The organism is Nitrosomonas cryotolerans ATCC 49181 (genome assembly GCF_900143275.1).
GTDB classification, from domain to species: domain Bacteria; phylum Pseudomonadota; class Gammaproteobacteria; order Burkholderiales; family Nitrosomonadaceae; genus Nitrosomonas; species Nitrosomonas cryotolerans.
This window is the reverse complement of the sequence record NZ_FSRO01000001.1, coordinates 369,269-385,087: the sequence shown is the minus strand read 5'-3', so window position 1 is coordinate 385,087 and position 15,819 is coordinate 369,269. Positions and strand designations below refer to the sequence as shown.

The window sequence follows — 15,819 nt, the reverse complement described above, 5'->3', positions numbered from 1 at the left end:
ACACGCATGTGCGCTAAATTTTTTCAAATATAAAGCACGTTTCACCCCAGTTCTGCATTGTTTTTTGTTTTATAATCAGACCAGCTTCTTTCATCAGAAAGATCGCTTCTTTCTGTTCCTGCGGTGTTCCCAATTCGACAATAACAGATTTTAGATCCGGATGCGCTAATACACGCTTTGCTCCTTTGAGAATAGCGATCTCAATGCCATCTACATCAATTTTAATATAGTCCGGATAAGGAAACCCCCATTTATCGCACAGATCATCCAGCGTCACGCCAAACATACCTTGAATATGACTAGCCGGTATTTTCATATTCTCAGCATCTTCTTTTCCAAATTGGGAGCGATTCCCGCCAGGAATAAATTTGGGTATATACAATCTGGAAAACTGGCTCTGTCCGGATATCGCAACACAGTAGGGCGTGACATTTTTCGTCAGCTTATTTAGCGAAATATTCTTATTTAGCGAATAATAATTATTGCTCTGAGGCTCAAAAGCATAAATTTGAATACTTTGACCATATTTCTTAGCCGGATACAGGGAATACTGGCCGATATTTGCACCAATATCAAAATAACACGAATCAGGTCTGAAATTATCTATCCAGTCAAGCGTATCCGGTTCTTTTATAGAGTATGTCTTTGCTCGTTTAAGAACTCGCCAATGGTCTATCGAAACCAGTATGGACTGCCCCCTGACTTTAATATTTGTACATCCACCTCCAATTTTATAAGCTGCGATTACAAGATTTTTAAATATATTTTGTAATCGCATCATGTTATCGCAGTCTATAGTGATTAAATGGAGTTTACGATCCAACCAGGCGATATGTTTTGCACAACGATCATATCCTAGCCGCGCTCTCTAACAGCGCTACGTAACGAGGTAACACATTCTGGTCTGGAACATCCAGCATTTCCCTGAGAAAGCGCTGGCGATGGGCTTCAATATAAAAAGAATCGCACCCATGGGATAGAAAATAATCAATTTTCTCGTATACATCATCCCGGCATCTCAGTTCTGTTTCAGGCATATATACCGCAATGGCAGAACGCCCGGCATGCAAATAATCCGCCGCCAATACGGGTTTCCCTGCTCTCACGGCCTCAAATACAACCGACGTGGCCAGATCAATCGTGACATCTGCCCAATTCATTAGATGTACAGAATGCATATCTTCACCCGCTATCGTCACGTTAGACAGCCGTCTTATTGAACTATCCTTAGTCAGTGATTGTTTCCAACCACTACGAGTATGCGGCTTTATCACCAACTCTATTCCTGGAAAAGCGGCAATCATGTGCACTATTTCAGAAACTTCTTCCCAGAATGTCGTGAAATTAGCTTTTCTTAAGAATAAAACGATTTTGAGTTGGCTATCTGAGCGCGTTAACGGTGAGGGTGGCAGTAATTCAGCCAATTGAATTAACCATTCTTCACAGTAACGCGGCGACCCAAGTACGGCTAACGCCGATTCATCTAGAAAAGGACGAAAACGCTTGGCACATAATTCATTAGGTACCACAAGCTTATCGAATATTCGGGCCGTGGAAAACAAAGTATCGGGTTCAAGGCGCCGCTCACCACGACGGATTAACTGATTAGCATGCGGGCTGTCACCATGCGGAAGCGATACAGCGCTCAGTCCCATGTTATGCGCCATCATCACGACAACTTCAACCCATTCGACACAAATTACTGAGTTTCTTTCAATCCAATCAAAGGCAATCACACCACCATCATTCTTTTCAAAGCTTCTTGTTAGTAATCGATTAGCGGTGCGCCGCCACAGAGGATCACGGCGCCTTGCATGATAGACATCCGCTAATACACGAACGAATGGGCCAATAAACAAACGTCTCAGATTTCCCGTCAGCAAAAGCATCTGTAATCGCCATTTGATATATTCCAGGGGCGAAAACAGTTCACGGACATGTGCAACGCGGACACCATTCAGTTTGCTTAAGAATTCAATACGAAAATCGTTACGGAATTTTACAGAACCAATCAAAACAACATCACACTGGTGGCCCGAATCAATCCACTTAAAAATGATCGGGGTAATATGATCAATATCGTTATAATGACGAAGAAAGAAAAGGGCCTTCATGCCCACGTTATGGTTGCAAACGTATTAGAAAAAATCGGTATCTCTATCATTTTATTCGTTATTCTAGATATTTCCAGATACTGGAAGCGCTGCCATTCTACACCTGCAACCATTCAATTACCAGTAACAGAATCGTATAAAACAGTGAATCCATGGTAAAAAATGCAAGCACATGAATTTTTCATAACACATCACTCAGATGACAAGATAAACCATCCAAACCAACCACATTTTTACTCAGAGCATGGGATAGAACTTGTATATTTTAAATCAATAAATACTCGATAACTATATTATAAAATGAAAACAATAGCTGTGATACCTGCGCGCATGGGCTCATCGCGCTTTCCTGGCAAACCCCTCGCAAAATTGCTTGGCCGTAGCATGTTAGAACATGTGTATAAACGCGTTACCCTGAGCAAGGCCATCGATACCACCTATATCGCTACTTGTGATGAGGCGATTCGACAGGCCGCAGAAAAATTCGGCGCACCTGTAATCATGACCGCCGATACACATGAGCGCGCAAGTGACCGCGTCGCCGAAGCGGTCACTCATATTGATGCGGAACTGATTGTAATGGTGCAGGGTGACGAACCCATGACACATCCCGATATGCTGGATATCGCGGTGGCGCCCTTTGAAAATGATCCAGAGTTGGGCTGTGTTAATCTGGTACATAAAATTGACAACGAGGCTGATTTTCGTAATCCAAATACAATCAAAGTTGTCATGAATTTGCAAGGCGATGCCATTTATATGTCGCGCCAGCCGATTCCGACATTGGCCAAATCCGGATTTATGCAAGCTAGTGTTTTTAAACAGGTATGTGTTATTCCATTCCGGCGCGCCACCCTATTTCATTACACAAACTTAGCACCGACGCCACTGGAACAACTAGAATCCATAGATATGCTGCGCCTATTGGAACATGGCCATAGAATCAAGATGATCAACACCACGCTGAACACTCAGGCAGTAGACACTGAAACAGACTTGGTTCGCGTCGCTAAACTCATGGAAACCGACCCGCTGCTTAGCACCTATTAAGTGGTTCACTAAGGAATCTCTATGCAATTGAAATCAAAATTGATTCGTTCTGAATTGACGATCGGCTCCTGGATTACGCTAGGTCACCCTGCCATTGCCGAAATCATGGCGGCGGCCGGATTTGATTGGTTAGTACTGGATATGGAACATAGCGTCCTTGAGTTAAATGAAGTTCAGACAATAATCCAGGTACTTGACGGAAAACAATGTCCAGCTATCGTACGTTTAACTTCAAACCATCCTGACCAGATTAAACGTGTCTTAGATGCTGGCGCTACCGGTATAATGGTCCCCATGATTAAATCTGCTGCTGATGCCAAGGCCGCAGTAAAGGCTGTTTACTATCCGCCTCGAGGACAACGGGGCGTCGGTCTAGCTCGAGCGCAAGGCTATGGCGCAAGCTTCCCAGCGTATCAACGCTGGCTCGAAGATAATGCAATCATTGTTGCCATGATTGAGCATGTAGACGCAGTCAATACAATTGATGCGATTCTTGCTGTTCCGGAAATTGATGCCTACATTATCGGTCCTTATGATTTGTCGGGTTCCATGGGCCGACCGGGCGAACTAAACCATCCTGAAGTGCAAGCCGCAATAGAGCAAATATACTATGCGGGATGTCGTGCAAAAAAACCAGGGGGCATCCATGTGATCGAACCCGATCTTGATGCGCTACAACAACGCATCAAGGCGGGCTTCAATTTTCTCGGCTATAGTTTAGATATTCGCATACTGGACTCCATTTGTCGCAACCATCTGCAAACTATTCGGGCAACACTATGAATAAATTGATTATATCTACCTCATCATTCGATATAGACAATAATGCACCTGTCCAGCGCCTGATACAGAAGGGATTACAAGTTATTAGCAATCCCCATCGACGTAAGCTTACTGAACATGAAATTATTGCATTACTCGATGATGATGTAATTGGGTTGATCGCAGGGATCGAGCCCATAACTGAGCGTGTTTTAGCATCTGCCAAAAACTTAAAAGTCATTTCGCGTTGCGGCACAGGCATGGATAACGTCGATTTGGTTGCGGCACAACACTATAATATGGCTGTGTTTAATACACCCGAAGCACCTGCTCAGGCAGTCGCAGAATTGACACTAGGACTGATGCTGACTGCTTTGAGACGAATATGCCAGACAGACCGTTTGCTACGTAAAGGTGAATGGCCACGCTTGCAAGGTCAATTACTTGCTGCACAATCGGTGGGCATCATCGGCTTAGGATACATCGGCCGCCGGGTCGCACATCTATGTCAAGCTTTTGGTGCCCGAGTTATTGCGCATGATCCTCATCTGGATCAATCATCACAGGGTGTGACATTAACATCCTTGAATGAATTATTCGCGCAAGCAGACATTATTAGCCTGCATCTACCTTACAGCCCGGATACACACCACTTGCTGGATGCCAAGGCATTTGCCACTATGAAACCAGGGGCCATTGTAATTAATGCCGCACGAGGGGGGCTGATCGATGAAACCGCACTGGGTAATGCGTTGCACGATGGCCAGCTAAGTGCAGCCGCGCTGGATGTGTTTGAACAAGAACCCTATCAGGGTCCATTACTTGGATATGAGCAGATAATTCTGACCGCCCATATGGGTTCACTCGCAAAGGAAGCACGTCAGCGTATGGAAATCGAAGCTGCAGAAAATCTACTGCAGGGACTTATCAAGACAGGTTTAATCCATGACACATAAATTAATGGCGCCTGAAATTGCGGTCGTATTTGGCGCCAGTGGCTTTCTGGGTAGCCATGTTGCTGACGCTTTATCTGCCGCAGGTTATCAGGTACGATTATTCGATCGCACACCATCTCCTTATCAAAGACAAGATCAGGAAATGATTGTTGGAGATATTATGAACTCCACTCAGGTAATCGAAGCAGCCGAAGGTGCGGCTATTGTCTATAATTTTGCAGCAATTGCCGATATCGATGAAGCACATAATAAACCCGTCGCGACGGCAACAATCAATGTATTAGGTAATATGCACGCGCTGGAAGCAGCCCGCCTCGCCGGTGCACGTCGCTTTGTATTTGCCAGCAGTGTCTATGTTTATTCCGAATCTGGCTCTTTTTATCGTGCCAGCAAACAAGCTGCCGAACGCTTTACCGAAACTTATCACGATCGTTATGGGCTGAATTACAATATTTTACGTTATGGCTCTTTATATGGCAGGCGAGCCGATAAACGTAATGGCATTTACCGCATGCTACATGAAGCCATAGAACAGCATTCAATCACTTACCAGGGCGAAGGTAATGCAATCCGGGAGTATATTCATGTTGAAGATGCTGCACGCATGAGTGTACAGATACTCTCGCCAGAATACGCCAATCGCCATCTGATCTTGACGGGTCAGGAAAGATTACGTATTCGAGATGTCATGACCATGATCTCCGAAATCATGCCATGGCCGGTTGAATTAAATTTTGACGAAGCGAATACCGTACATCATTACGAAATTACGCCTTATGCCTTTCAGCCGAGAATCGGACGCAAGCTGGTACTCAACGAACATGTTGATTTAGGACAAGGATTACTTGACTGCATTCGGGATATTCACAAAAACTCGCAACACGCCAGCGAGGATGATGATGCAACGCCTTCCACCTCAGATAATAAAGCATAGCGACCATGAAAACATCAAACTGCCAAGCCATTATTTTTGACTTTGATGGCGTTATCGTCGAATCTGGACAGATCAAAACACAGGCCTTTGCTGAGCTGTATCGTTCCTATGGTGACGCAGTCGTTACCGCTGTTGTGCATTATCATCAACAACACGGCGGTCTATCCCGTTATCATAAATTTCGTTATTTCCAACAGCATTTATTGAATAAACCGCCCCTGACACTCAGTGAAGAACAGACACTGGATCGTCGCTTTTCCGAGCTCGTTATGGAAGCTGTGATTGCCAGTGCTGCTGTATCCGGCGCGCATGAATTCATTTACCAAGAAGCCTCCAGAATACCGTTATTTATTGCTTCAGGCACACCAGAAAGCGAACTTAAAACTATTGTTACGCGACGAGGCTTAGCGCCTTACTTTACCGCAATACACGGCGCACCTACGCTTAAGCCAGCCCTGATTGCAGATATTTTAACCACTCATAATCTGGTACCTGAGACCGTTCTAATGATCGGCGATGCACTGATAGACTATGAGAGCGCACAACAAAACGGCATCGCATTCCTGGGCCGCGTCTGTCCGGGAGATCAAAATCCTTTTCCAGAACAGGTTAAAACGATGCCTGATTTATGTGCGCTGATTAATTGATGCAAAGATATTACTATTCAAACATGCACCACCTGGCAATGGATTTTGCTGATTTTGCGGCGACTGCTTTAAAAGATACCCTCGCCAAACAACCCAAAGCCAGCCTGGTCGTTCCTGGCGGTAACACCCCTCGCCATTACCTGCCCACCCTCGGTCGCCATTCACTGCCCTGGGACAGAATAACCGTGACATTGAGTGATGAACGCTGGGTAGATACCCGCACCGCCATCTCAAATGAGCACCTGGTACGGAAATATCTGTTAGCACAGATGACTGATAAGGTGAATTTCATTGGCTTAAAAACCCATCATCTCCACCCTTCTGCAGCAATCACTGAAATTCATGAACGCCTCATTAAGATACCGCGGCCATTCAGCCTAACGATACTCGGTTTGGGAGAAGATGGTCATATTGCGTCACTATTTCCTGGAATGAATCCCGACCAGCAGATGACATCCTTATGCCTTGCTGTTGAAACACCCATTGCACCGTCACTTCGCATTAGTCTAAGCTTGGCCGCACTAGCCGATAGCCAGCATATTGCATTGATCGTAACCGGCATGACAAAACGACGCCTGCTGGATCAATTGAATGAAACCCTGGACCCCAAAATCCCACTTGTCTGGCTATTGCAACGCAGCTCGGCCCCAATTACGATTTTTGAAACGGACGCCTTCTAAGATACGAACGAACGTACAATCCAGGATCAATAGATCACAACTTTAAGAATGCATGCTACCTATAATCTGACACCAATCTGCGCACTCAAAAAGGCAGAATAAAATCAAGCGAAAACAAAACTTGATCTTTATTCCCGGCAAAAGGTCTATACGCAGGCGCGTGATAAGCATCTACTCGATCATAACGGATATTCGAACGAATAGTTAGTTTCCTCATTAAATCCGATTTAAGTTTTAGCGTCTTGGCTGCTTTCCAGTTTACGCCCACGGTTGTTGAATAATAATCTGCGGGCATAATAGTCACACGATTAGGATCACCCGCAGGACTCACTGCCTTGCCATTCACTATATTGGTAGTAACCGCTATGCGAAAGGGTGATGGATTGCGGGAGCCATCTCTGTCACGAAACCATTCACCGCGCACACCTACCGATACGTTATCCGTAATGTCATAATATAAATAAGCCATTAAATTAATCCATTGCGTATCTTTTATGACGTTAGTATATTTTGGATTATCCAATAAAACGCCACCAGCATAGCCCCAGACATGATGTAAAGCCAGCGAGGTTTTAGGATTAATTCTGTGTTTCAGCACAATATTATACGTTGCCCATGGCTCACTGCTGCGTGTTGAAGTTTCACCATAGCTACCGATAACTTTAAGCGAAGTTAAATGATTATCACTGGTCCAATTAAAACCAGCCACCCCACTCCAGTTTCCCAGTTGTTTGTCCCAGCCGCCATCCCAGCCACCATTCGCGCTACCCGTAACCGCTGCGCCGATAATGGACCAGTTTTTATTAAGCTTATATTCCGAAAGCAAACCAGTATGAGTAAAGGGCTCTCCCACATTCAGGTTATAAGCTCGCGTATAAAAAAAATTATCCGGTGCCGACGCCGGTACCGTCTCATAACCCATAGGGCTATAGAAATGACCTAATTTGACGTTAAGTCCGTTACCGACAGGAACATGTGCCTCCAGATATGCTTGCGGAAGTGCAATTCCATAAGTTCTTGAAGAGTCACAGCACAGATCAAGATCCCAATTGCTTCTTTTTAAGGGTTTTCCGGAATTTACATCCAGCGTAGGCACACCAAAAGCTTGAGTAAAAACAGCATCTGTCCCAAACATAAAATCGAAGCGCCCACCAAAATCCCAGGTATTACCTTCTGATACAACAGCCCGTTGCATAAACAAATTTAATTGATTTAACTGAAATCGGTTAGCCTGATCCGCCATAATCACCGGACCATTAAACCCATTCTTCTGACTAGGATTAAGAGTCACCCCTCCGTTTATCCAACCACCCAATGCGATCCGATTGTCTTTCAATAGATGCTTCAGGTTATGCGCATAGAGCGTCATTGAATAAGTATTAAAAAAAAACAGGCTGCCTGCGATGGCACTTAATAACCACTTTAGGTATTTCATTTTCTGGGGTGGCAATAAAAATTCGCGCTTCAATAATTTTTATGCGAACTCAAATTCCGCATAAGAAATTGGCGCTGGTTAGTTCTGGCTCAAAAATGAGCACGTCCAAAACGATGCTTTGGCTGCGTTGGGTATACACTGTAGCTGCTGAATTTCCCTTCGAGAAGATAGATTTTTCCTATAAACCCTTATTGGTATTTCCAGGCATTTATCTATTTCCTAACTATGTGCATACGTCAGAGATATTGAATAAACACATCACAGCCGTTTTCATGAAGTTAAAATCACACATTAATTTTATTAAGTGTTTGGATTTTAATAGCAGGATCTAAAACAGGTATTGTGCTCACATTGATAATTTATAGATATGTCCAGATTTTTATAGCCTCACGCATCCGATCTAATAATATTGATTAGCGATGCGATCATTTACTTTAGTTCACGGCAACCCACCCTCTATTCACGCCTTATCGCATGAAAACCAGGATGATAGAAATGATGCCATCTGAAGTCTGGCAGCATTCTACCTTCAAGAAGACGATACCACAATGCTGATATAGCTAATTACCAGTTGAAAAGATCAAATGAAAATCAATCCTCATATCCTTATGAATAGGCTTAAAAACCAAAAATGACGCGTGAAGCAACATGTGGAAAATACTCGCGACTGGCCTTCCTCACTCCAAATCCAAACTGTACTTTTGCATGCTGGGCTATCTGAACATGAAGTTGGGGCATAACAAGCATCATATCGGGCCGGTTTGGTCGGAATTCCCAGTTAGTCTCCAGTCCCATAAGTAAATTTTTAGAAAGGGAATAAAAAAGATTGCTATTAACTAACCCCTCGATATGGCCTTTTGATCGGATATCACTAAGACGAGAGCCCAGCATATTAAGCAAGCTCCAGTTTTGATTAAACTGGTAACCGAATATATACAACAAATTATTCTCAAATTTCTTAGCATCCTGATGATATTCTCCGATATATTGCCAGCCGTGGATAAATTGGTTTGTATTTAAAAAATCAAACGTACCTTGTAAAGCCATTTTATAGGCAGCTACGCCAGTCGTTTCCATCGGCAATTCAAATTCAATGCCATATCCATCGGCATAAGCATACTCAAATTCAGGATTCATAGTGACGGCGTCATTTGCAAAATCGTGCTGAAACAGCGCATTAAGCTCATATTCATTTTTCTGAGCCCCTAATGGTAGAACAAGATCAAACACCATGGGTTCAGGAAGACGAGGAGTATTGCTAAAGGATCCTCCACTAGAAGAATGACTGACGCTCGGTATGAGTAAAAAAAGAAACAGCGAAACTACCGAAATTAATATCTTCATTTCATTTACATTCAATGACTAGTTGAATCCAAAATAGAGTAAACGAGTATGATACGCTGAACCTGAACAAAGCTCGAATAGGAAGATAAACGGAACAGTGTCTGTCGTACGGTTTTTTCTATTTTATGGTGCAATCTAAATAATATAGTCATGAAATAGAAAGCATGAGGTTCTTGTAAAACGAAAGAATCTCATACGACACATTCACCTCACAGGCATAACAAAGTATGGGGCCACTTAAGATTCATTTGCCTGACCTTCAAGGCATTTGGGGAAGCATCGCTAGAGATAACTGCCAGTTCATTTATGCCGTTTCCTGGATTATGGGCCTGTCTCGAAATATCCCGAAATCAAGATATGTGGCGTATTGATTTGTTAAAATAGAGGCACGACTATTATTGGAAGAAACAGCCATGTCCCGTCAAGTTGAAATGATTTCACTGGAGGAGTTAGTTCCTCCTGATCACCCTTACCGTTATTTTAAGCAGATACTCAATGAAACATTTATTACGCGTTGTTTATCTGGCGTGCCATCTGATTTAGGCCGAGAGGGTTACGGCATAGTCCGTCTGTTCTACGGTTTGTTATTACAGTTTATGGAAGATTTAAGTGATCGGGAATGTGAACGATTTTTGAAAGAGAACCTGAGTGGCAAATGGTTGTGTGGATTTGGATTAAGTGAGATAACGCCAGATCACAATGCGTTTTATCGTACCCGTAAGCGCATAGGTACCGAACGGTTGAGCCAACTATTTGCTCAGATGCGCGAAGAGCTTGCCCGTCATGGCTTGATCAGTGAGGTATTTACGTTTGTGGATGCAACACACTTAATTGCCAAAGCGAATTTATGGAAAGAACGAGATCGGGCAATCAAAGCAAAACTGGACAAGCTTAACAACGAAGTACTGCCCAAGCTCGCCTGTGATAAGCAGGCAAAGATTGGTTGTAAAGGAAAAAACAAATATTGGTATGGTTATAAACAGCATAGCTCTGTTGACATGCAATCGGGTTTAATCAACAAGATAGCCGTGACACCAGGGAATGTGACTGATGCAAAAGGGCTCAAGCATGTATGCCCTAGTTCAGGGGCCATCTATGCGGACAAAGGCTATTGCACTAAACCTGCACAGCATGCCGCTGCAAAACGAGGTGTCCATTTGGCGGCAATCATGATGAATCACATGCTAGCGAAAAATCATGACAAAGATCGCTGGCTCAGTCACTTGAGAATGCCTTATGAACGCGTTTTCTCTAAACGTAACCGAAACGTGCGTTATCGCGGTATCGCCAAGAATCAATTTGCTGCGTTTATGTCTGCAATCAGTTTCAACCTCAAACGTATTTTAGTGCTTAATCCATCTGGTCTCGTCTTTTCTTGAGGAGCCATTGCGTCCAGAATCAGCTAAAACCGCATCAATCTAACAAATCTCATAGATATAACTACTATTTAGTCACTGTTTACGCAGCATCTAGACTACTATCTTAAGAAAAATAGTAAATCTTTTGCATCAAGGCGCAAATAATTGAATTACGCGACAGCCCCTTATGCGCACGGAGGAAACACCGCAGCGGGATTTGTCGTCGGATTACGAGGGTTGAAGCAATGCGCCCCGCCGCTTTATCCGCTGGCGCGAAAAGGGAGTTTAAAAAAATACTAGAAATCTTGATTGACTATTCGGGTTACGAATGGCTTATGATTGACGCCAGCCATTGCAAAATCCATCCCTATGCCACCGGGACCAGGGGCTGAAATCAGGGAATGAATCGCACTATCTAATACGGTCACAATATTTCCCTTGCTATAGAACCAATGCAGATTTTTCTCTATTCCTGCTTCAGCATAAGCTTTGATAGCAGGTTGACATCCTCCCCTTCCTAAACGAAGGGGATTCCTAGCGACTTATTAAGCCGTTAAGAGTAGGTTTGTATTGCTACTGCCTACTGGTTCCTGTTTCTTAGACGAAACTAACGTTTCAACTCCACAGGCTAACAAGCGATATCCTCGCTCAAGTACATTCAAGGCACCTACCAAGTCGGCATTGGCTTTAAATCCACATTCTGTACATTCAAAAGCACTTTGGCTTTTGCGATTGTCACGACTAACATGTTGACATCTAGGGCAGGTTTGAGAGGTGTATTGAGGGTTTACCTTCAATACATCCCCGCCTGAACAAGCCTGTTTATACTCCAAGAACGAAACGAACATTCCCCATCCTTGGTCAAGAATGGATTTGTTTAGACCCGATTTCGCTTTGACGTTTTTACCATGCTTTTCAACACTGCCCTTGGCACTCTTAGACATGTTTCCTATCTTTAAATTCTCAACTACGACCATTGCGTGATTTTTGCTGATTTCGGTTGAGGTTTTGTGTAAGAAGTCTAAACGAGCATTGGCAATACGCTCATGCAGTCGGGTAATGATTTGTTTCTGCTTTTTCCAGTTAGCAGAGAAACGGACTTTTTTAGACAGCTTACGCTGTTCAAAAGCCAGTTTCTTTGATAACTTTCTAAAACTGTTTAAAGGTTCTACGTATGAGCCGTCTGACAAGGTTGCAAAGCGGGTAACGCCCATATCAACACCAATCATACTGGTTGAGCTATGACGCTTTAGCTCGGTCTCGTACTCAGTCTGAATCGACACGTACCAATAACCGCCTTTACGGGAAATCGTCATATTTTTAACGTCACCAATGACTTGGCGTGAATTACGATATTTCACCCAACCGATTTTAGGCAAGAACACTTTGTTAGACTCTTGCTCCAGCTTAAATCCTTGTGGATAACGAAAGCTGTCACTCAAACCTTTTTTCTTGAATTTTGGAATCCGTTTTAAAGGCTGTTTTTTATCAAAACCGTCTTTGAACGCTTTTTCTAAGTTTTTTAAGGCTTGTTGCAACGGTTGAGAATGAACGGTTTTTAGAAATCCATAATCTTCTGAGGATTTCCATAGCTTTAGCCAAAATGACAACTCGTTGTACCAAAGCAATGGCTGTTTCTGCTCTAATCTGAACAGATTCATTGCTAAGGCTTTATTCCAAACAAACCGATTAGCACCCGCAAACTCAACCATCTTCTGTACTTGGTCAGAATTTGGATTGAGTCGAGATTTAAAGGCTTTGCGTATAATCTGCTTCATGGTTATAATTATACAAAAAGGAATTGGTTTATGCAAGTTAATAACGATGTAAGAACATGAAGACATTGCGTTTTTAATCTTCATGTTCATTTGGTCTTTGTAACAAAATACCGTAGAGATGTTTTCTCCGGAAGGGTATTAATTGACTTGGAAGAAATATTTAAAAACGTGTGTTTGGATTTTGAAGCAGAATTGGTGGAATTTAACGGTGAGCATGATCATATTCACCTTTTAGTTAACTATCCACCAAAAATTGCTATTTCTAACTTGGTAAATAGTTTGAAAGGCGTTTCAAGCCGACTTATTCGCAAAGAGAATTATCCCGAAATTAAAAATAAGCTTTGGGGTAATATGCTTTGGAGTCCAAGCTATTTTGCGGGTAGTTGTGGTGGAGCACCACTCTCGATTATTAAGCAATATATTGAACAACAGCAAAGACCGCATTAAACAGGCTTCGCCTGTGCGCTTATATCTCCGCCCTGAAGGACGAAGTTTTACGCGCTATTTGATAAAGACTGCTCATTATCACTCTCTCTGTTTTTCATGAGATCTGATAGCAGACTGTTAATTTACCCCCCGACCGAGAATCTCTACCTTCCAGACATACAATATCGTGCCTCCATCATAATGCAACCCTTTGGAGAATTGCTCAATGTAATGTATTCTCACATTTACTGCCATTTTTAAACATTCAACGGCAAAGTAAAATAGATCTGGATCCATCGTATTAAAATGCCGAAATTGGTTCCCGCTATTTCCAACCTGCAAGGTTAAAGAATATCGTCTATTTCGTTCCTCACTCTCTATCACATTCGTGATTACGCCGAATTCAACGCCGGATGAAACTTCATTATGCAAACCCAGCTCATCAGTGACGAACTGAGTCTGATTCAGTAATCGACGCTGTGATACCGGATAAATATGAATTAACTCGTTTATTGCAGAGCAAGAAAGTAACGCAGATTTCCTGGGTGTCTTGTATTCCAGCACAACGTAACTGCCAACGAGCTTCTCAAGCTCATCATAACGATCATCCTCGAAACAAAAGGACCAAGGATTGGCAATGAAACCGGAAGGTTGCTGCTCTACTTGCTGACGGTTTAAAGTGAAGTTACCTTCGTGGCCAAGCAGTATATCTCCACGTATAGCTCTATTCCCGGCCCGCTCTCGATGAACACCGCTTAGCTGACCCAGAGCATAACCCTTTGAATCAATATGCAATGATTGTGCAGCAATTGGGCAGGAAACAGGTACCAAGAGCAGGAGCAACAACAGATAATGCGTGCTAATATAACGTATTCTTAATAAGGCACTCATATTAATGTACCCATTGATATTCATGACAAAAGAGGATGGCCAATAATATCTTGTAAATACCGGCTCTGCTACACTTTCATCTTATCTATACAGGAAGATTAACCGAGTTGAAAGATTTCACAGAAACAAGGAATAGGAGATAGATATCTGTTCCACTCACGCATAACTCAATGGCATGGTTTAATAGACCCGGACACCCCGGTTGAGAGAAAATATTCTTAACTGGAGGAAGAGATGGTAGCAAAAAAACAATATACAAAAGAATTTAAATTAGATGCAGTAAGCTTGGTATTGGATCAGAGTTATACAGTTGCAGAAGCTGCATGTAACCTTGAGATCAACGCCAACATGCTCAGGCGATGGATCAAGGAATACCAGGCGGATAATGATGGGCAGGCATTTCGAGGGAATGGAAAGTTAACGCCGGAACAAGAGGAAATTCGACGTTTAAAGTTAGAAAACAAGCAGCTTAAGATGGAGAAACAAATACTAAAGGAGGCGGCGGTCTTCTTCGCGAAAGAAACGAAGTAAAATATTCGTTCATCACCCAAAAGAAGAAGACCTATCCAGTTGGCATGATGTGTCGGCTGTTTAGGGTGAGTCGTAGTGCATATTATGATTATGTTCGGCGTCGAGCAAATTATTTTGATAATTCGTATCACATCAAACTCATTGATATTATTTTTGATATTGCAGAATCCAGCCATTATACCTATGGTAGCCGTAGAATAAAGAAGGCTTTAAATGCAATAGGTTATACGGTTAGTCGGTGGAGAGTTCGAAGCCTGATGAAAGAGACTGGAGTTCAGGTAAGACACCGGAAGAAGTACAGATTAACAACGAACAGTAATCATAAACAACCGGTATTCGATAATAAGTTGAATCGACAGTTTGATGTTGCTGGCCCAAATCAGGTGTATGTTGGTGACATCACATACATCTGGACGCAAGAAGGTTGGTTGTATTTGGCGATTGTAATTGATTTGTTTTCCAGAAAAATAGTTGGTTGGGGTATGAGTTCAAGAATGAAAGCGCGGTTGGTTTGTGATACGTTGAGGATGGCCATATGGCAGCGTCGACCACAAATTGGTTTGATTGTACATTCGGATCGCGGGTCACAATATGCCAGTAAAGAATATCGAAGATTGCTAAAAGATAATGGTTTTATAGGAAGCATGAGTCGTCTGGGTGATTGTTGGGATAATGCTGTTGCAGAAAGTTTCTTTGGCAGCCTAAAACAGGAGCGTGTCCAATGGAAAAGCTATCAGACCCGCTATGAAGCACAGCAGGATATATTGCAGTATATTTCCATGTTCTACAACAGTTACCGACTACATTCATATCTGGGATACAAAAGTCCAAATCAATATGAAGCAGAAGCCGCAAAAATGATAAAAGTCGCTTAACTGGGGTGTACGGTTTTACTTGACCATGTCACAATTCT

14 protein-coding genes and 1 pseudogene are annotated in these 15,819 nt (G+C 42.8%); 9 read left to right on the top strand and 6 right to left on the bottom strand.

Features of this window, described 5'->3' with window-relative positions:
* Positions 1-13: 13 nt before the first annotated feature.
* Positions 14-781 carry an FkbM family methyltransferase gene (locus BUQ89_RS01665; RefSeq protein ID WP_245812868.1) on the bottom strand — a complete coding sequence of 256 codons (768 nt, stop codon included), beginning with the start codon at positions 779-781 and terminating at the stop codon, positions 14-16.
* 67 nt (positions 782-848) lie between these two features.
* Positions 849-2,114 carry a hypothetical protein gene (locus BUQ89_RS01660; RefSeq protein WP_028461592.1) on the bottom strand — a complete coding sequence of 422 codons (1,266 nt, stop codon included), beginning with the start codon at positions 2,112-2,114 and terminating at the stop codon, positions 849-851.
* 300 nt (positions 2,115-2,414) lie between these two features.
* Here BUQ89_RS01660 and BUQ89_RS01655 point away from each other — a divergent pair, with 300 nt between their 5' ends.
* The 6 genes from BUQ89_RS01655 to pgl are packed head-to-tail and all read left to right on the top strand — an operon-like array spanning position 2,415 to position 7,143.
* The gene (locus BUQ89_RS01655) at positions 2,415-3,164 is read left to right on the top strand and encodes a 3-deoxy-manno-octulosonate cytidylyltransferase (protein WP_028461593.1); all 750 of its coding nucleotides are present in this window, start codon (positions 2,415-2,417) and stop codon (positions 3,162-3,164) included.
* A gap of 21 nt (positions 3,165-3,185) precedes the next feature.
* Positions 3,186-3,947 (top strand): HpcH/HpaI aldolase family protein, encoded by a 762-nt coding sequence (locus tag BUQ89_RS01650; RefSeq protein ID WP_028461594.1) that lies wholly within the window; start codon positions 3,186-3,188, stop codon positions 3,945-3,947.
* On the top strand, positions 3,944-4,882 hold the full coding sequence (locus tag BUQ89_RS01645; protein ID WP_028461595.1) for a phosphoglycerate dehydrogenase: 939 nt from the start codon (positions 3,944-3,946) through the stop codon (positions 4,880-4,882). The genes BUQ89_RS01650 and BUQ89_RS01645 overlap by 4 nt, the downstream gene beginning before the upstream one ends.
* 4 nt (positions 4,883-4,886) lie before the next feature.
* Positions 4,887-5,816, top strand: coding sequence for an NAD-dependent epimerase/dehydratase family protein (locus BUQ89_RS01640; protein ID WP_036573096.1), 930 nt, complete (start codon positions 4,887-4,889; stop codon positions 5,814-5,816).
* 5 nt (positions 5,817-5,821) lie between these two features.
* Positions 5,822-6,463 carry an HAD family hydrolase gene (locus BUQ89_RS01635; RefSeq protein WP_028461597.1) on the top strand — a complete coding sequence of 214 codons (642 nt, stop codon included), beginning with the start codon at positions 5,822-5,824 and terminating at the stop codon, positions 6,461-6,463.
* Positions 6,463-7,143: a 6-phosphogluconolactonase gene (gene pgl / locus BUQ89_RS01630; protein ID WP_051537597.1), complete on the top strand. Its 681-nt coding sequence runs from the start codon at positions 6,463-6,465 to the stop codon at positions 7,141-7,143. Before BUQ89_RS01635 ends, pgl begins: the two co-directional genes overlap by 1 nt.
* 85 nt (positions 7,144-7,228) lie before the next feature.
* Here the strand turns inward: pgl and BUQ89_RS01625 are convergent, their stop codons facing one another.
* Entirely contained in the window at positions 7,229-8,578 is a 1,350-nt protein-coding gene (locus BUQ89_RS01625; protein WP_028461599.1) for a porin, read from the bottom strand.
* Positions 8,579-9,196: 618 nt separating this feature from the next.
* Positions 9,197-9,922, bottom strand: coding sequence for a hypothetical protein (locus BUQ89_RS01615; protein ID WP_051537598.1), 726 nt, complete (start codon positions 9,920-9,922; stop codon positions 9,197-9,199).
* A gap of 413 nt (positions 9,923-10,335) precedes the next feature.
* Here BUQ89_RS01615 and BUQ89_RS01610 point away from each other — a divergent pair, with 413 nt between their 5' ends.
* Positions 10,336-11,301, top strand: coding sequence for a transposase (locus tag BUQ89_RS01610; protein WP_074202467.1), 966 nt, complete (start codon positions 10,336-10,338; stop codon positions 11,299-11,301).
* Between the two features lie 524 nt (positions 11,302-11,825).
* Here the strand turns inward: BUQ89_RS01610 and BUQ89_RS01605 are convergent.
* Positions 11,826-13,058 (bottom strand): RNA-guided endonuclease InsQ/TnpB family protein, encoded by a 1,233-nt coding sequence (locus BUQ89_RS01605; RefSeq protein ID WP_074202466.1) that lies wholly within the window; start codon positions 13,056-13,058, stop codon positions 11,826-11,828.
* A 30-nt stretch (positions 13,059-13,088) separates the two neighbouring features.
* Between BUQ89_RS01605 and tnpA the strand changes: the two are divergent.
* Positions 13,089-13,505, top strand: a pseudogene (gene tnpA, locus BUQ89_RS01600) (IS200/IS605 family transposase).
* A gap of 117 nt (positions 13,506-13,622) precedes the next feature.
* Here the strand turns inward: tnpA and BUQ89_RS01595 are convergent.
* Complete coding sequence (locus BUQ89_RS01595) at positions 13,623-14,375, bottom strand: hypothetical protein (RefSeq protein WP_036574244.1); 753 nt, start codon at positions 14,373-14,375, stop codon at positions 13,623-13,625.
* Positions 14,376-14,609: 234 nt separating this feature from the next.
* On the opposite strand from BUQ89_RS01595, the gene BUQ89_RS01585 reads away from it, so the two are divergent.
* Positions 14,610-15,781 (top strand): IS3 family transposase gene (locus BUQ89_RS01585; RefSeq protein ID WP_143772736.1). Its coding sequence is split into 2 segments (ribosomal slippage): positions 14,610-14,859 and positions 14,859-15,781, totalling 1,173 coding nucleotides; the frame shifts between segments, so codons are not numbered across the junction.
* Positions 15,782-15,819: the final 38 nt, after the last annotated feature.

Excerpts from the sequence above, each read along its gene's own strand:
- BUQ89_RS01665 (WP_245812868.1), bottom strand. The coding sequence starts at position 781 with ATGATGCGATTACAAAATATATTTAAAAATCTTGTAATCGCAGCTTAT.
- BUQ89_RS01660 (WP_028461592.1), bottom strand. The coding sequence starts at position 2,114 with ATGAAGGCCCTTTTCTTTCTTCGTCATTATAACGATATTGATCATATT.
- BUQ89_RS01655 (WP_028461593.1), top strand. The coding sequence starts at position 2,415 with ATGAAAACAATAGCTGTGATACCTGCGCGCATGGGCTCATCGCGCTTT.
- BUQ89_RS01650 (WP_028461594.1), top strand. The coding sequence starts at position 3,186 with ATGCAATTGAAATCAAAATTGATTCGTTCTGAATTGACGATCGGCTCC.
- BUQ89_RS01645 (WP_028461595.1), top strand. The coding sequence starts at position 3,944 with ATGAATAAATTGATTATATCTACCTCATCATTCGATATAGACAATAAT.
- BUQ89_RS01640 (WP_036573096.1), top strand. The coding sequence starts at position 4,887 with ATGGCGCCTGAAATTGCGGTCGTATTTGGCGCCAGTGGCTTTCTGGGT.
- BUQ89_RS01635 (WP_028461597.1), top strand. The coding sequence starts at position 5,822 with ATGAAAACATCAAACTGCCAAGCCATTATTTTTGACTTTGATGGCGTT.
- pgl (WP_051537597.1), top strand. The coding sequence starts at position 6,463 with ATGCAAAGATATTACTATTCAAACATGCACCACCTGGCAATGGATTTT.
- BUQ89_RS01625 (WP_028461599.1), bottom strand. The coding sequence starts at position 8,578 with ATGAAATACCTAAAGTGGTTATTAAGTGCCATCGCAGGCAGCCTGTTT.
- BUQ89_RS01615 (WP_051537598.1), bottom strand. The coding sequence starts at position 9,922 with ATGAAGATATTAATTTCGGTAGTTTCGCTGTTTCTTTTTTTACTCATA.
- BUQ89_RS01610 (WP_074202467.1), top strand. The coding sequence starts at position 10,336 with ATGTCCCGTCAAGTTGAAATGATTTCACTGGAGGAGTTAGTTCCTCCT.
- BUQ89_RS01605 (WP_074202466.1), bottom strand. The coding sequence starts at position 13,058 with ATGAAGCAGATTATACGCAAAGCCTTTAAATCTCGACTCAATCCAAAT.
- BUQ89_RS01595 (WP_036574244.1), bottom strand. The coding sequence starts at position 14,375 with ATGAGTGCCTTATTAAGAATACGTTATATTAGCACGCATTATCTGTTG.